This window comes from Microlunatus speluncae (genome assembly GCF_009299835.1).
Lineage (GTDB): Bacteria > Actinomycetota > Actinomycetes > Propionibacteriales > Propionibacteriaceae > Microlunatus > Microlunatus speluncae.
On record NZ_VKCZ01000005.1, the window covers coordinates 21,878 to 37,293 of the forward strand.

14 protein-coding genes are annotated in these 15,416 nt (G+C 70.3%); 10 read left to right on the plus strand and 4 right to left on the minus strand.

Annotation, left to right across the window (positions count from 1 at the left end; translation table 11 throughout):
* Positions 1 to 112: 112 nt before the first annotated feature.
* Positions 113 to 1,186, plus strand: a complete 1,074-nt coding sequence (gene proB, locus FNH24_RS07825; protein WP_246186802.1) for a glutamate 5-kinase — start codon at positions 113 to 115, stop codon at positions 1,184 to 1,186.
* A gap of 334 nt (positions 1,187 to 1,520) precedes the next feature.
* On the opposite strand, the gene FNH24_RS07830 is transcribed toward proB, so the two are convergent.
* Positions 1,521 to 2,150 (minus strand): nucleoside/nucleotide kinase family protein, encoded by a 630-nt coding sequence (locus FNH24_RS07830; protein WP_152361609.1) that lies wholly within the window; start codon positions 2,148 to 2,150, stop codon positions 1,521 to 1,523.
* 4 nt (positions 2,151 to 2,154) lie between these two features.
* A complete protein-coding gene (locus FNH24_RS07835) occupies positions 2,155 to 3,372 on the minus strand; it encodes an AGE family epimerase/isomerase (RefSeq protein WP_152361610.1) in 1,218 nt (405 codons plus the stop codon).
* 59 nt (positions 3,373 to 3,431) lie between these two features.
* Here FNH24_RS07835 and FNH24_RS07840 point away from each other — a divergent pair, with 59 nt between their 5' ends.
* The 7 genes from FNH24_RS07840 to FNH24_RS07870 all read left to right on the plus strand — a co-directional run bounded on the left by FNH24_RS07840 (position 3,432) and on the right by FNH24_RS07870 (position 11,486).
* On the plus strand, positions 3,432 to 4,493 hold the full coding sequence (locus FNH24_RS07840) for a zinc-dependent alcohol dehydrogenase family protein (RefSeq protein ID WP_246186803.1): 1,062 nt from the start codon (positions 3,432 to 3,434) through the stop codon (positions 4,491 to 4,493).
* A 189-nt stretch (positions 4,494 to 4,682) separates the two neighbouring features.
* The gene (locus FNH24_RS07845) at positions 4,683 to 6,365 is read left to right on the plus strand and encodes an ABC transporter substrate-binding protein (protein WP_152361611.1); all 1,683 of its coding nucleotides are present in this window, start codon (positions 4,683 to 4,685) and stop codon (positions 6,363 to 6,365) included.
* 14 nt (positions 6,366 to 6,379) lie between these two features.
* On the plus strand, positions 6,380 to 7,405 hold the full coding sequence (locus tag FNH24_RS07850; protein ID WP_152361612.1) for an ABC transporter permease: 1,026 nt from the start codon (positions 6,380 to 6,382) through the stop codon (positions 7,403 to 7,405).
* A gap of 40 nt (positions 7,406 to 7,445) precedes the next feature.
* On the plus strand, positions 7,446 to 8,381 hold the full coding sequence (locus tag FNH24_RS07855) for an ABC transporter permease (protein ID WP_152361613.1): 936 nt from the start codon (positions 7,446 to 7,448) through the stop codon (positions 8,379 to 8,381).
* A 2-nt stretch (positions 8,382 to 8,383) separates the two neighbouring features.
* Positions 8,384 to 9,478, plus strand: coding sequence for an ABC transporter ATP-binding protein (locus FNH24_RS07860; protein WP_152361614.1), 1,095 nt, complete (start codon positions 8,384 to 8,386; stop codon positions 9,476 to 9,478).
* The gene (locus FNH24_RS07865) at positions 9,471 to 10,541 is read left to right on the plus strand and encodes an ABC transporter ATP-binding protein (protein ID WP_152361615.1); all 1,071 of its coding nucleotides are present in this window, start codon (positions 9,471 to 9,473) and stop codon (positions 10,539 to 10,541) included. Before FNH24_RS07860 ends, FNH24_RS07865 begins: the two co-directional genes overlap by 8 nt.
* Before the next feature lie 279 nt (positions 10,542 to 10,820).
* Complete coding sequence (locus FNH24_RS07870) at positions 10,821 to 11,486, plus strand: biliverdin-producing heme oxygenase (protein ID WP_152361616.1); 666 nt, start codon at positions 10,821 to 10,823, stop codon at positions 11,484 to 11,486.
* A gap of 36 nt (positions 11,487 to 11,522) precedes the next feature.
* Here FNH24_RS07870 and FNH24_RS07875 read toward each other — a convergent pair whose 3' ends face one another.
* Both FNH24_RS07875 and FNH24_RS07880 read right to left on the minus strand, forming a co-directional pair.
* Positions 11,523 to 11,930: a DUF1304 family protein gene (locus FNH24_RS07875; RefSeq protein ID WP_217428100.1), complete on the minus strand. Its 408-nt coding sequence runs from the start codon at positions 11,928 to 11,930 to the stop codon at positions 11,523 to 11,525.
* A complete protein-coding gene (locus FNH24_RS07880) occupies positions 11,924 to 12,406 on the minus strand; it encodes a cupin domain-containing protein (RefSeq protein WP_152361617.1) in 483 nt (160 codons plus the stop codon). The genes FNH24_RS07875 and FNH24_RS07880 overlap by 7 nt, the downstream gene beginning before the upstream one ends.
* An 87-nt stretch (positions 12,407 to 12,493) precedes the next feature.
* Here FNH24_RS07880 and FNH24_RS07885 point away from each other — a divergent pair, with 87 nt between their 5' ends.
* On the plus strand, positions 12,494 to 13,528 hold the full coding sequence (locus tag FNH24_RS07885; protein WP_152361618.1) for a helix-turn-helix transcriptional regulator: 1,035 nt from the start codon (positions 12,494 to 12,496) through the stop codon (positions 13,526 to 13,528).
* A 253-nt stretch (positions 13,529 to 13,781) separates the two neighbouring features.
* Positions 13,782 to 15,416 carry a GxGYxYP domain-containing protein gene (locus FNH24_RS07890; RefSeq protein ID WP_152361619.1) on the plus strand — a complete coding sequence of 545 codons (1,635 nt, stop codon included), beginning with the start codon at positions 13,782 to 13,784 and terminating at the stop codon, positions 15,414 to 15,416.

A 15,416-nucleotide genomic window follows, 5' to 3' on the forward strand; every position in this document is an offset into this window, starting at 1 on the left:
CCGATCGGAGTCCGCCAGCGCCGCCGAGACGTCAGAAGTGCACCGACACGCCGACGAAACGCGTGCATTGGTGACGGGTCGGCGGGTTGAGGTGGCGGAGGCTCGGCGGGTTGTGGTGAAGGTGGGGTCGTCGTCGCTGACCACGGCGATCGGTGGGATCGATCCGGAGCGGGTCCGGGCGCTGGTCGACCGGCTGGCCGCCGTGCGGCTCGGTGGGCGCGAGGTCGTGCTGGTCTCCTCCGGCGCGATCGCCGCCGGCCTGGCGCCGCTGGCACTGAAGACCCGGCCGCGGGACCTGGCCACTCAGCAGGCGGCGGCCTCGGTCGGCCAGGGGCTGCTGATGGGGCACTACACGACGATGTTCGCCGATCATGATCTTGGGGTCGGGCAGGTGTTGCTCACCGTCGGCGACGTGACCCGGCGCGGCAACTATCACAATGCCTATCGCACTCTGGGGCGGCTGCTCGAGCTCGGCATCGTGCCGATCGTCAACGAGAACGACACCGTCGCCACTCATGAGATCAGATTCGGCGACAACGACCGGCTGGCCGCCCTGGTCGCGCACCTGGTGCATGCCGACGCGCTGATCCTGCTCAGTGACATCGACGCGCTCTACACGTCCAACCCGCACCGGCCGGGGGCGCAGCGGATCGATCAGGTCCGCTCCGACGATGATCTTGCCGGCGTCGACATCTCGGCCCGCGGCAGCCGGATCGGCACCGGCGGCATGATCACCAAGGTCGAGGCGGCCCGGATCGCCACCTCGGCAGGGATTCCGACGGTTTTGACCAGCGCCGACCGGGCCGCCGAGGCGATGGCCGGGGACAGCGTCGGCACCCTGTTCCACGCCACCGGGAAGCGTCGGCCGACCCGGCTGCTCTGGCTGAAGCACGCCAGCGCCGCCCGCGGCGAGTTGATCTTGGACGCCGGCGCGGTGCGGGCCGTCACCGAACGCAAGGCGTCGCTGCTACCGGCCGGGGTGACCGGGATCAACGGCGCCTTCAGCGTCGGCGAACCGGTCGACCTGGTCGCACCGGACGGTTCGGTGATCGGCCGCGGCCTGGTCAACTACGACTCCGAGGAGTTGCCCGCCCTGCTCGGCCGCAACACCGCCGACCTGGCCGCCGAACGCGGTCCCGGCTACGACCGCACCGTCGTCCACCGCGACGCCCTCGTCCTCCTCTGAATCCACCGCTCGCGTTGCCTGAGTCTGTCGAACGGCAGGCGATCCCGAGCCCGTACGTCCGGTTGCGGCCTGACGCCGGGAAAGACGCGGCAAAGTGCGGGCGGGGTCGCGGTCGGACGGTTTCGTGGCCGGGCGCCGGATCCGCCGCTGGGTGTTGCTCCGGGTTCATCGAGTGTGACCCTTCCCGGCCGTCAGGCCGAAACCCCAGGGGAGAGAACCGGGCGCGGTCCGGCCTGCCCTTCGACAGGCTCAGGGAACGAAATCCCCCCGCTCACCTGCGTCCCAAGACGAACCCCACGCCAGCGCTTGCCGACCCAAGAGACCGACGCGGGTGTCAGTCGCTCCAGGTGGGGAGGCGGAGGGTGGCGCGGGTGGCGCCGGCCATGATCAATTTGGTGTTGGACTCGTCCACCCGGGCCACCCATTCGGCCGCCGCCTCTGGGGTCCGGCCATGATCGACATGACGCCGGGTGAGTCGGTCCAGCCGCAGGGTGTCGTCCGGTTCGAGGAACCAGCACTCGTCCAGCTGGCCGGCGACCTCGTGCCAGGCCGGATCGTCCAGTAGCAGGTAGTTGCCCTCGGTGATCACGATCGGGACGCCGGCCCGGACGCAGGCGTTGGCGGCGATCGGCTCTTCCAGCTGGCGGTCGAAGACCGGCACGAAATGATCAACGTCGGTACGGCCGCGGACCCGCTGCAGCAGGGCCAGATAGCCGCCCGCGTCGAACGTGTCCGGGGCTCCCTTCCGGTCGGCCCGGCCGAGTCGCTCCAACTCGCGTTGCCCCAGGTGGAAGCCGTCCATGCCGAGCAGTGCGGCCCGGTCGCCGAGCCGGTTGTTCAGCGCGGCCGACAGGGTCGACTTGCCCGACCCGGGCGGCCCGGCCAGCCCGATCAGCACCCGCTCCCGGCCGGCGGCCAGCCGGTCGATCCGCTGCACCAGCTCGGTCAGCGTCAACGGCTCCATGGCTTCAGGCCTCCTTCGGTCGCGCCGCCGCGCGCAGCCGGGCCACCAGGCTCGGCCCGATCGGCAGCTCGGTCAGCAGGCTCGCCTGCAGTGCGTGGTAGAGATCCGGCTTGCCGTCCCACATGATCGTCGACGGCCGGTTGTCCCGGTCCAGCTCGTGGTGCCAGCTGCCTTGATCATGATCGATCAGGTGCCGTTCCGTGTAGTCGATCACCAGGGTCAGCCGCTCGTCGAAGATCGGCTCCGGGGCGACCGCGCGCCAGGTCGCCGTCGCGGCGATGGCCTCGGCGACGACCCAATGCGGCCGGGTGTGCACCACCGGTTCGCCGTCCCAGTCGATCGTGTAGACGAAGCCGGGAGCGCCGTCGACCTGCCAGCCCCGGTCGAAGGCGGTGTCGTACAACTGCCGGGATGCCTCGGCCAGCCAACCCGGCGGGTCGGGGAAGCTGCTGCCGAGTTCCAACAACAGCCGGCTCCACTCCAACAGGTGCCCGACGGTCACCCCGTACGGCCGGAACTCGTCCGCCGGCCGATCGGCGTGATAGTCGCGGTCCACCCGCCAGTCGGGCCCGTAGTGCTCCGGCAGCAGCCAGCCGGCGGCCCGCGCCTGCCGGTTGACGAACGTGTCGGCGACGGCCAGCGCCCGGTCCCGCCAGAGCGGATCCCCGGTCTGCACCGATGCGGCGATCATGGCCTCGACGCCGTGCATGTTCGCGTTGGCGCCCCAGTACGGCTCGGCCGTGCAAAACGGGCGGTCCCAGCCCTCGATCAAGGCCCGGTCCCGTTCGGACCAGAACCGCCGCTCCATGATCATCAGGGCCTGGTCCAGCAGCGGTCCGGCGCCGGGAATCCCGGCTGCGGCCGCCGTCGCCGCGGCCAGCACCACGAAGCCGTGTTGATAGGCCTCCTTGCGTTCTCCCGGACCCGTCGGCGGCACGGTGCGGAAGAAACCGCCGTACTCGTGATCATGGAACGGCCCGGCCAGCGCGGCCACGCCGTGGGCGGCCGGGCCGGCGCAGTCGGGCCAGTCGAGCAGGGCCCCGACGCTGAAGCAGTACGTCATCCGCGCGGTGATCACCAGATCCGAGCCCGGCTCGGGTCCCAGCCGGCCGGCACGGTCCAGCCGGCCGAAACCGACGTCGGCGAGGGCCGCGCGGCCGAAGTCGATCAGCCGACGTGCCTCCCGCCACCCGTCGAAGGCGTCGACCGCTGATCCGTTCATCGGAGGAAGCCTAAGCGGGTCGGGCCCGGCTCGGCCCCGGGGTCCTACGCTGAGTTCTCGTGACCACTGAGCTACCGACGACGATGACCGGCATCACCCTCCCCGGCGGCAGCCGGATCGACCGGGCCGAGGTGCCAGTGCCGCGACCCGGCCCGGGCCAGGTGCTGATCGAGGTGCACGCCTCGTCGATCTGCGGCAGCGACATCCGGGCCATCTACCGGGAGCATCTCGGCCACGGCGCCGAGGCCTACCAGGGCGTGATCGCCGGCCACGAGCCCGCCGGCCGGGTGGTCGCGGTCGGCGAGGGCGTCACCGAGCGGTCGGTGGGCGATCGGGTGGCCTGCTACCACATCTCCGGCTGCGGCCAGTGCGCCGAGTGCCGGCACGGCTACTACATCGGCTGCACCTCGACCGCCCGTGCCGCGTACGGCTGGCAGCGCGACGGTGGCCACGCGCCGTACCTGCTGGCCGAGGCCGACACCTGCATCCCGCTGCCGGACGAGCTCAGCTATGCCGACGGCGCGCTCGCGTCCTGCGGCTTCGGCACCGCCTACGAGGGGCTGCTCCGGCTCGATCTGTCCGGCCTCGACCGGCTGCTGATCACCGGCCTCGGGCCGGTCGGACTGGCCGCCGGGATGCTGGCCAAGGCGATCGGCGCCGGGCCGGTGGTCGGCGTCGACGTCACCGCCGAGCGCGTCGCACTGGCCCGCGACCTGGGCGTCGTCGACGAGGCGCTGACCGTGGACCAGACCGCCGAGCTCGACGCGCTGACCGGCGCCGGGTTCAGCGCCGCGATCGACTGCTCCGGCAGCCCCGCGGGCCGGCACACCGCGATCGAGCGGCTCGGCACCTGGGGCCGCTGCGCGTTCGTCGGCGAGGGATCGAGCCTGAGCCTGGAGGTCTCGCCGCTGCTGATCCACAAGCAGATCACCCTGTACGGCTCCTGGGTGACTTCGCTGCGGCACCTCCAGGACCTGCTGGAGCACCTGGTCAGGTGGGGAATCCGGCCGGAGAAGACGATCACCCACCGGTTCGGCCTGGCCGACGCCGAGACCGCGTACCAACTGGCCGACCAGGGCCAGGCCGGCAAGATCTGCCTCTTCCCGCACGGCGACAAATAGCCCCCTCTCCCGCCGACTTGTCAGAACTGAGTTGTGTCATAGGGCAACTCAGTTCTGACAAGTCGGCGGAATGCGGGGGTCGAGGTTGCACTCCGGCAACGGACCGTTCGGTATCTCGGCGCCGGTAGCTACTCTCCGGTAATGTTCCGCCCGATCGAGACCCCTCACACCGAAATCGAGGTACTCACTATGCGGTTCACGAGATCGCTCCGGCGCGGAGTTGCGGTCATCGCCGCGCTCGCCCTCGCCGGCTCCCTCGCGGCGTGCGCCCCGAGCCAGCGCGACCCGGGCACCGTCGCACCTTCGCAAGGCGGCGCGGAGACCAAGGACACCTTCGTCTTCGCCGCCTCGTCCGACCCGATCATGCTGGACGTGGCGATGGCCAGTGACGGCGAGACGTTCCGCGTGGCCCGGCAGATGTTCGAGGGGCTCGTCGCGACCAAGCCCGGCACGGTCGAGCTGCAGCCGTCGCTGGCCGACAGCTGGGAGCCGTCGGCCGACGGCAAGACCTACACCTTCAAACTGCGCACCGGGGTCAAGTTCCACGACGGGACCGACTTCAACGCCGAGGCGGTCTGCGCCAACTTCGATCGTTGGTACAACTGGACCGGGCTGAATCAGAACGAGAACATCACGTACTACTACAACAAGCTGTTCAAGGGCTTCAAGACCGGCAAGACCGGCAGCATCTACGAGAGCTGCGAGGCGCCCGACCCGGCGACCGCGACGATCAAGCTGAACGCCCCGTTCGCCGGCTTCGTCCAGGCGATGACGCTGTCCGCCTTCGCGATGCAGAGCCCGACCGCGATGAAAGACCACGACGCGGACAACACCACCGGCACCGCGGACGACCCGCGCTTCTCCGAGTACGCCACGGCGCACCCGGTCGGCACCGGCCCGTTCGTGTTCGACACCTGGGAGCGCGGCCAGCAGGTCACGTTCAAGCGGTTCGACGACTACTGGGGCGAGAAGGCCAAGGTCTCCCGGGTCGTGATCCGGACGATCAGTGACCCGAAGGCCCGGTCGCAGGAGCTGGAGGCCGGCAGCATCGACGGCTACGACCTCGTATCGCCGGCGGACCTGAAGCCGCTGGAGGAGAAGGGCATGCAGCTGCTCAAGCGGCCGCCGTTCAACATCCTCTACCTGGCGTTCAACCAGAAGAACGAGGCGCTACAGGATCCCAAGGTGCGGCAGGCGCTGACGCACGCGATCGACCGGCAGGCCGTGGTGAACAACTCGCTGCCCGAGGGCTCGAAGCCGGCCAAGGAATTCATTCCGGACATGGTCAACGGCTACAACGACAGCGTCACGGAGTATCCGTACGACCCGGAGAAGGCCAAGGCGCTGCTGAAGGAGGCCGGGCAGGAGAACCTGACGCTCAAGTTCGCCTACCCGACCGGGGTCTCGCGGCCGTACATGCCGACGCCGGAGGACACCTATCAGGTGATCAAGACCCAGCTCGAGGCCGTCGGGATCAAGATCACGCCGGTGGCGGCCAAGTGGACCCCGGACTACCTCGACATGGCCCAGGGGGAGAGCGGCACCGACAAGCGCGACATCCATCTGCTCGGCTGGAACGGCGACTACGACGACCCGGACAACTTCCTCGGCGTCTTCTTCGCGGCCAAGTCCAACGAGTGGGGCTTCGACAACCCGGAGCTGTTCGCGGCGCTGAAGGCGGCGCGCGAGCTGCCGACGGTGGAGGAGCAGAAGCCGGCCTACGAGAAGATCAACGCGATGATCGCCGACTACGCACCGGGCGTGCCGATCGCCCACCCGGCTCCCACGCTGGCGTTCGGACCGGGGGTCGAGGGCTACGTGCCCAGCCCGGTGCAGGACGAGGTCTGGAACACGGTCACGGTCAAGCCCTGACCGCGGGCTGACCCATGGTGAGGTTCGCGGTTCGCCGGCTGATGTTGCTGGTGCCGGTGTTGTTCGGGCTGAGCGTGCTGCTGTTCATCTGGCTGCGCGCTCTGCCCGGCGACCCGGCCCGGGCACTGCTCGGCGACAAGGCGACGCCGGAGTCGATCGCCCGGCTGAACGAGGTGTACGGCTTCAACAAGCCGCCGCTGGAGCAGTACGTGACGTACGTCGGCCGGCTGCTGCAGGGCGACTTCGGGTCGTCGTCCCGGACCGGTCAGCCGGTGCTGGCCACGTTCCTGGAACGGTTCCCGGCGACGATCGAGCTGGCCGTGATGGCGTTGATCTTCGCGCTGGTGATCGGGATCCCGCTCGGCTACTTCGCGGCCAAGCGGGCCGGCGGCTTCCTCGATCTGATCACCGTCGGCGGCTCGCTGCTGGGCGTGGTGATCCCGGTGTTCGTGCTGGCCTATCTGCTCAAGATCGTCTTCGCGGTCGGGCTGCCCGGCCCGCTGGGCGAGCTGGCGTTCCTGCCGGCATCGGGGCGGCAGGATGCGCGGATCGACGCCACCCACGTCACCAACTTCTATGTGCTGGACGGCTTGCTGACGCGGGAGTTCGACGCCTCGCTGGACGCGCTGGTGCACCTGATCCTGCCCGGCCTGGCGCTGAGCTCGATCCCGCTCGCGATCATCGTCCGGATGACCCGGGCGTCGGTGCTGGAGGTGCTCGGCGAGGACTACGTCCGGACCGCGACCGCCAAGGGCCTGGCCGCCGCGATGATCACCCGGCGGCACGTGTTGCGCAACGCGATGCTGCCCGTGGTGACCACGATCGGGTTGCAGACCGGAGCCTTGCTCGCCGGGGCGGTGCTGACCGAGTCGGTGTTCGCGTTCAACGGCATCGGGTCCTATCTGTTCGATGCGATCAGCGGGCTGGACTATGCCGTGTTGCAGGGGTTCATCCTGTTCATCGCGATCACGTACGCCCTGGTCAATCTGGTCGTCGATCTGCTCTACGGCGTCATCGATCCCCGGCTGCGCACCTCATGATCACCGATGCCACGAGCCCCCGTGCGAAGGGAGGAGTGAGATGACGACCGTCGACCCGCTGGCCGATCGGCCGACCGCTCTGACCGACCTGATCGGGGTGGACGACAGCGACCGCGGCACCAGCCTGTGGCGCGGGGCGTTCCAGCGGATGATCCGCAATCCGGGCGCCATCGTCGGGACGATCATCGTCGCCGCGTTCGTGCTGGTGGCGATCCTGGCGCCGGTGATCGCGCCGTACCGGGTGTCGTCCAGCGAATGGATCTCGCAGGTCACTCCGTCGGACGTGCCGGGGCCGTCGCCGGGCCATCTGCTCGGCCTCGACCCGTTCGGCTCCGACCTGCTCACCCAGCTGTTGTACGGCGCCCGGCAGTCGTTGATCATCGGCGTCGTGTCGACCACGCTCGGCCTGATCGGCGGCGTGCTGCTCGGCGGCGTCGCCGGCGCCTTCGGCGGCTGGGTCGACACGGTGCTGATGCGGGTGGTCGACATCCTGCTCTCGGTCCCGTCGCTGCTGCTGGCGGTCAGCGTCGCCGCGGCGATCGGCCAGTCACCGACCGCGATCATGATCGCCATCGGGGCGGCGCAGGTGCCGATCTTCGCCCGGCTGCTGCGCGGCTCGATGCTGACCCAGCGGCACTCCGACTATGTGCTGGCCTCGGAGTCGCTCGGCCTGCGCCGGAGCACGATCGTCGTCGGGCACGTGCTGCCGAACTCGATCGGGCCGGTGATCGTGCAGGCCACCCTGACGCTGGCCACCGCGATCATCGAGGTCGCCGGCCTGTCCTATCTCGGGCTCGGCTCACCCGACCCGGCCATCGCCGAGTGGGGCCGGATGCTGGTCAAGGCACAGGACCGGTTGCAGAGCGATCCGCACCTGACCCTGCTGCCCGGCGCCTGCATCGCGGTCACCGCCCTGGGCTTCACGCTGTTCGGTGAGGCCATGCGCGAAGCCCTCGATCCGAAGTCGCGGAGGTGATCATGACCGGCGAACTCGATCAACCCCTGCTGCTGGTGGACGCGGACCGACCGCTGCCCGCCGACGAGAACCCTTCGGCGGGCTCAGGAGACACCCTGCTCGAGGTGGACAACCTGAGTGTCCGGTTCAAGCGCCGCGGCCGGGACCCGTTCGTGGCGGTGGACGGAGTCTCGTTCGCGGTCCGGCCGGGCGAGATCGTCGGCATCGTGGGGGAGTCCGGCAGCGGCAAGTCGGTCACCTCGATGGCGATCATGGGCCTGCTGCCGCGCCGCTCCGCACTGATCACCGGCGCGGCCCGCTATCGCGGTCGGGACCTGATCGGCCGGTCCGACGGTGAGCTGTCGTCGTTGCGGGGCCGCGAGCTGGCGATGGTCTTCCAGGATCCGATGAGCTCGCTCAACCCGGTGCTGCCGATCGGCCTGCAGGTGACAGAGGTGCTGCGCCGGCACCAGGACATCACCAAGGCCGCGGCCCGGGACGAGGCCGAGGACCTGCTCCGCCGCTGCGGCATCCCCGACCCCGGCCGCCGGCTGCGGGAATATCCGCACCAGCTGTCCGGCGGGATGCGGCAACGCGCCCTGATCGCGATCGCCCTGGCCTGCAAGCCGAAACTGCTGATCTGCGACGAGCCGACCACGGCGCTGGACGTGACGATCCAGGCCCAGGTGCTGGAGCTACTGGGCGAGCTGGTGCACGATCTCGGCACCGCGATGATCATGATCACCCACGACCTCGGGGTGGTCGCCGGGCTGTGCGACTCGGTCAACGTGATGTATTCCGGCAAGGTGGTGGAGACCGCCGGCCGGCGGGAGCTGTTCGCTCATCCCCAGCACCGCTACACCGAGGGGCTGCTGTCCTCGATTCCCCGGCTGGACGCGCCGCGTGGGGAACCGCTGCGTCCGATCCCGGGGACACCGCGGGACGTCGTCGCCTGGTCGAAGGCCTGCGCCTTCGCTCCGCGCTGCCGCTACGCCGACGAGGAGTGCGTCCGGCCCGACCTGCAGCTGATCGACTCGGTGCGTCCCGATCATCCGGTGCGCTGCGTCCATCCGGTCGACAGCGCCGACCCGGGACGCGAGGGGGATGATCATGACTGACCAACAGCCGTTGTTGCAGGTCAACGATCTCAAGGTGCACTTCCCGATCAAGCAGGGCATCGTGCTGGACCGCACCGTCGGCCACGTCCGCGCGGTCGACGGCGTCGACCTGACGTTGCAACGCGGCGAGACCTACGGTCTGGTGGGGGAGTCCGGCTGCGGCAAGTCCACCCTGGGCCGGGCCCTGCTCCGGCTGGAACGGGCCACCGCGGGCCAGGTGATCTTCGACGGGATCGACCTCGGCTCGCTCAAGGCCGAGCAGCTGCGCCGGACCCGGCGGCGGATGCAGATGGTGTTCCAGGATCCGTTGGGCAGCCTCGATCCGCGGCAGTCGGTGCGCAGCCTGCTGCTGGAGCCGTTGCGGACCCACGGCCTGGCCGAGGGCGACCGGGCGGAGTTCGGGCCGGACCGGCCGGCCGGTCACTTGGCCAAGGCCGAGTCGATGCTGGAAGTCGTGGGCCTGCCCGGCTCGGCGCTGGCCAAGTATCCGTACGAGTTCTCGGGTGGGCAGCGGCAGCGGATCGGCATCGCCCGGGCGATGATCTTGAACCCCGACCTGGTGATCGCCGACGAGCCGGTCAGTGCCCTGGACGTGTCGGTCCAGGCGCAGGTGATCAACCTGCTGGAGCGGCTGCAGGATCTGCTCGGGCTCAGCTACGTCGTGGTCGCTCATGATCTTGCCGTGGTGCGGCACATCGCCGACGTGATCGGCGTGATGTACCTCGGCCGGCTGGTCGAGGAGGCCGACAGCGACGATCTCTACGCGACTCCGTTGCATCCGTACACGATCGCGTTGATGTCGGCGATCCCGATCCCGGACCCGGAGGTCGAGGACCGCCGGGAACGGATCCTGCTCCGCGGCGACCTGCCCAGCCCGGCCAACCCGCCGGCCGGCTGCCGGTTCCACACCCGCTGCCCGTTCCGACAGCCGGAGCGCTGCGACACCGAGGTGCCCGAACTGCGCCGCCTCGACTCCCATCCCGGCCGCCGCGTCGCCTGCCACTACGCCGAAGAGATCCTCTCCGGCCAGGTCACCGTCTCCGACCCCGGCCTCCTCGTCTAACCCGCCGACCCGTCACTCATGCACGCGTTTCTGCGGCGTGTCGGTGCAGAAGTGACGTCTCGATGCGCGGCGACACGGTCCTGCCCGTTCCGGCTCCAGCCGTACCTCTGCGCGGGCGCGCCCGACGACCTGGTTGACGATCCACCTTGTTCCGAACTCTTGCCGACCCGTCACTTCTGCACCGACACGCCGCAAAAGTGCGTGCACAAGTGACGGGTCGGCGGAATTGGGGAGGGTTTTTAGGTTAGGCTTAGCAAAGGTGGGTTGGAGGGGGTTGGGGTGGCCGGACAGGATGCCGAACCGTTTTCGATCATGCTCCGGCGGGCGACCGCGGAGCAGCACGATCGGGCCGAGGGGGCGCCGTTTGTCGCGGCACTGCTCGGTGGCCGGCTCACGGTGGACGCGCTGACTGCGCTGGCCGGCCAGAATCTGTTCATCTACACCGCGCTGGAGCGCGCCGCGGACCGGTGGCGGGACGACCCGGTTGCCGGGGCCTTCGTGATCGACGGCCTGGAGCGGTTGCCCGCGCTGCGGGCGGACCTCGACCTGCTGATCGGGCCGGGTTGGCCCGACGCGGTCCGGGCGCTCCCGCCTACGCTGGCGTACGCCGAACGGATCGGCAGCGCCGATTCGGCGGCGCGGTTCGTGGCGCACCACTACACCCGCTATCTGGGTGACGTCTCAGGCGGTCAGGTGATCGCCTCGGTGATGCGCCGGCTGCACGGCGATCGGGCCGGGCTCGCCTTCTACGACTTCGGCGGCCTCTATGCCGGGCCGCTGCGCAACCCGGCCGAATTCCGCCGGCACTACCGGTCGCTGCTCGATCAAGCGGCCTGGGACGCGGCCGATCGGGCGATCATGATCGACGAGGCCCGGGCCGCCTTCGGCTTCAATCGGTTGATCTTCGAGGAGTTGGCCGTCGACTTCGGTCTGTACGCCGCCTGACCCAACCTTCACCTGAGGCCAGAGTGACCAGTGGGGTCAGGCGAGGAGGGCGGTGAGGGTGGCGATGGTGGTGGGTACGCAGCAGGAGATGGCGCCGGAGATGCCGCTGCCCTTGGGGCGGCTCAGGGCCAGCCGGTCGGCGATGAAGAGGACGATGCCGCAGCCGAGCATGAACAGGCAGCTGTAGATCACCAGGGTGCGGCCTTCCGGTTCCCGGCCGGCGGCCCACAAGATCACGCCGAGGATGGCGCCGAGGCCGATGAACAGGTTGTAGAAGCCGACGCAGAACGACCACAGCCGGACCGGTTCGACGTCGCCGGCCGGCACGGCGAAGACACCTTGGTGCACGCCGGGTCGGCGGAACAGGATGGTCTCCCAGACGAACGCGACCAGGTAGATCGCGGCGCTGATCAACGCGAAGACCCAGGCGATGATGGTCAGCACGGTGATCCGCCTCCGCCGGACTCCGGGGTCGGAGCCAGCCGGACCCGGTGCCGGGCCAGGACCGCGGCGAGCTCCGGCCCGAGGTCGGTGACCGGTACGTCGCCCGGCACCGCGGCGGCGAGGTCGGTGTGGAAGCGGCTCATCGCAGCGGTCTGGCTGATCACCAGGAAGCCGGCCGACGGGCTGAGCACGGTGAACGTGTGCCAGGCGTCCGGCGGGATGGTGATCGCGGAACCGGGCGCCAGGTCGACCGCCTGATCGTCGACCTGGACGATCATCCGGCCGTGCAGCAGGTAGTAGGCCTTGGCCCAGCCGGTCTGGTGCGGCGGGGTGGCCGGGCCGCGTGGGGCGTCCACCTCGAACACCTCGTAGCCGCCGTCCGTGTCGGCGGAGTCGATCTTGATCGTGAGCACCGCGTCCGGGGCCTTCAGCTCCGTGCCCTCGCCGGCGCCGCGGTGTCGTACTCGATGGGTCATGGCAGCGACGTTAGGCCGCCGGGAATCGGCCGGGAATCCCAGAAATCGGGGGGTTCGGAACGTCTCCGCCGCGCGCATACTGAAGGCGTGTGGGAGGACCGGGCCGACCGAGCTCGGCGAGAGATCACGGCGCTGGCCGTCGACGGGGCCGGGGTCGGGGAACTTCACGCCGCCGCGATCGCGCTGGTCGAGCGGTCCGTTCCGACCGAGTTGAGTTGCTGGGCCACCCTCGATCCGGAGTCGTTGATGATCACCGCGATGATCAGCGGGGCGGCGCGGATCGATCCGGCCTACGAGCCGCGGCTGGCCGAAGCGGAGTATGCGCCGGCCGAGCCGCACGCGTTCGCCGCGCTGGCCCGGCGGAGCCAGTCGATCGCCCGGCTGTCCGACCTGCCGGAGCGAGAGCTCGCCCGCAGCCGCCGGCTGCACGACATCTGGCGCCCGCTCGGTCTGGATCGGGAGCTCCGGGTGCTGTTCCCCGACGCCGGCGCCTGGTGGGGCGCCGCCGGGCTGGTCCGGGCCGGGCCGGACTTCGGCCTCCGCGAGACCGAGTTCCTGGCCGCGGTCGCGCCCGCCGTCGGCGCCGCGACCCGGCTGGCGGTGCGCGCGGAGGCGGCCCGGTCCGGCACCGGACGGCCCGCCATCGTGGTGATCGACGACGGCGGCGAGCTCCGCGGCATGACCGCGGCGGCGCGCGACTGGCGGGACGGGGTCGAGGAGTTCACCCCGGGCCGGTTCCTGGTGATGATGCGGGTCCTCGCCGCCGGCGCCCGCTCCTCGGCCTCGGGCAGCTGCCGCGGCCGGCTGCGGGATGCGCGTGGCCGCTGGGCGCAGCTCGAGGCGAGCCCGTTGATCGGTGGCACCGGGGGACAGATCGCGATCACCATCGAGCCCACCGCCGGCGACCGGCTCGTCGTCCTGCTGTTGGCCGCGTACGGACTCTCGGCGCGCGAGCGCCAGATCTGCCGGGAGGTGCTGGCCGGCCACTCGACCGCCGAGATCGCCGACCGGCTCTTCATCTCCACCCACACGGTCCAAGATCATCTCAAGTCCGTCTTCGGCAAGACCGGAGTCCGCAGCCGGGGCGAACTGATCGCCCGACTCCGCCCCGTCGACGCCTGATCCCGCGCCACCTCAACCCTGGAATTCGACCACCAGCGACCGGCCGGCGGCTCAGCTGCCGGCGTGTCGCCGCCCCGCGGGCGACTGCTGGTCGAATTTCAGGGCGGCCCCCCGCAGCCATCGCGGCCAAGTTGATCACCACGGCAAACCTGGTCGAGGTCAAGGTGTTGTCCAGGGGCCCGCAGGGTTCCTTGACCCTGGCGGCCCGGCGACCTAGGTTTCGGCGGAACCGGACAACGGAGGCAGCGGCATCATGGTCGATCCCGTCAGCACGAATCCACCTCGAATCCCACGCCGACAGGCGCTCGGTGCGCTCTCCGCGGCGGCCGTGGCGGCCTCGGCGGTCGGCGCCCAGTGGCCCGTCCCGGCGGCGGCCGAGTCGCCGAGATCCCCGTACCCGAAGGGAATCCGGCCGACCGAACTGTTCGTCGTCGACCGGGCCGGGCTCAGCGACGACGAGGCGATCATGATCGCCACCCTGCAGGGGCTGTTGGCCCGCCCGGACGGCGGCCGGCGGCAGGGGCCGGCGATCTATCTCGACCTGCCGAACGGCTACCGGTTCTGGCTGGACGACCTGACCGAGCGCTACGACCTGCCGGCGACCCGGGCCGACGATCCGTGGGCTCTGGTCGACCGGTTCGCCGATCGGATCGCCGGCTACGTCCTCTACCGCGCGGCCGATCCGACGATCAACGTCGCGACGACCGTGGCCGGCGTGCTCGGCGGGATCGCGGTGGCCGAGGCCGCCGAGGAGACCGCCGTTGACCATGGGCTGCGCCGGCTGGCCGACGTCCGCGACCGGGACGACGCGTGGGCCTGGCGGACGTACCGGACGAAACTCCGGAACGATCTGGTGATCGAACAGAAGGCCGATCCCGAGGTCGGGATGTTCACCCATCAGCTCCGCGACTACGCGACGATGGCGGGCGCGTTCACGTTCTACGACGGCAATTCCGACTTCCGCCGGTCGGTGGTCGAGGACCTCGATCCGGACGCGGCGGTGCTCGGCTGGGGTGATGCGCGGGAGGGGGAGGACGCCTTCGTTGGCGTCTCGTCCGCCGCCGGGGTCGCCTCCATCCCGGGTGACTGGGCCGCGAACCTGGCCTGTCTCTCCGGCCTGCCCGCGCCCCGGTTGCGGCAGCGGGCCCCGATCCGGCCGCGACCGCCGGGCCGGGCCCAGCACCAGGTCGCGTTCGTCGTCACCGACGGCGACAACGTGCAGTGGATGCTGAACGACCTGCCGACCGGGCCGAACTGGTTCGCCAGCCCGCGCCGCGGCACCTTCGACGTCGGCTGGGGCGTGCCGCCGTCGGCGATCGACCTCGCACCGTCCGTGCTCGACTGGTACTACCGCAACGCCTCCGCCGGGCCGCATCACGACCGGTTCGTCGTGGGTCCGTCCGGCGGCGGCTATCTGTATCCGAGCCGCTATCCGCGCGACGAGCTGGACCGGCACACCGCCCGGCTGGCGCGAGCGATGAAGCGCGCCGATCTCGGGGTGGTCCAGATCCTCGACTTCGAGTCGTTCGACGACCCCGACCTGTGGTCGGCCTACCTGCGCCATGATCAGATCACCGGCTTGATCTATCTGGAGTACAGCCGGTACGACGGCCTGCGCGGCCGGGTCCGCTGGGTCGAGGACAAGCCGGTGATCTCGGCCCGGACCATGCTCTGGGACGGGCTCAGCTCACCGGACCAGGTGATCGAGACCCTCAACGCCGCGGCCGCCGATCCGTCCTCCGCCGACGGCTACTCCGTGGTGATGCTGCACTGCTGGAGCATGTCGCTGGACGACCTCGGCCACGTCGTCGACAACCTGGCGCCGCACGTCTCCGTGGTCACCCCGGACGCTCTGATCCGGATGATGACCCGCTACGTCGACCGCTGA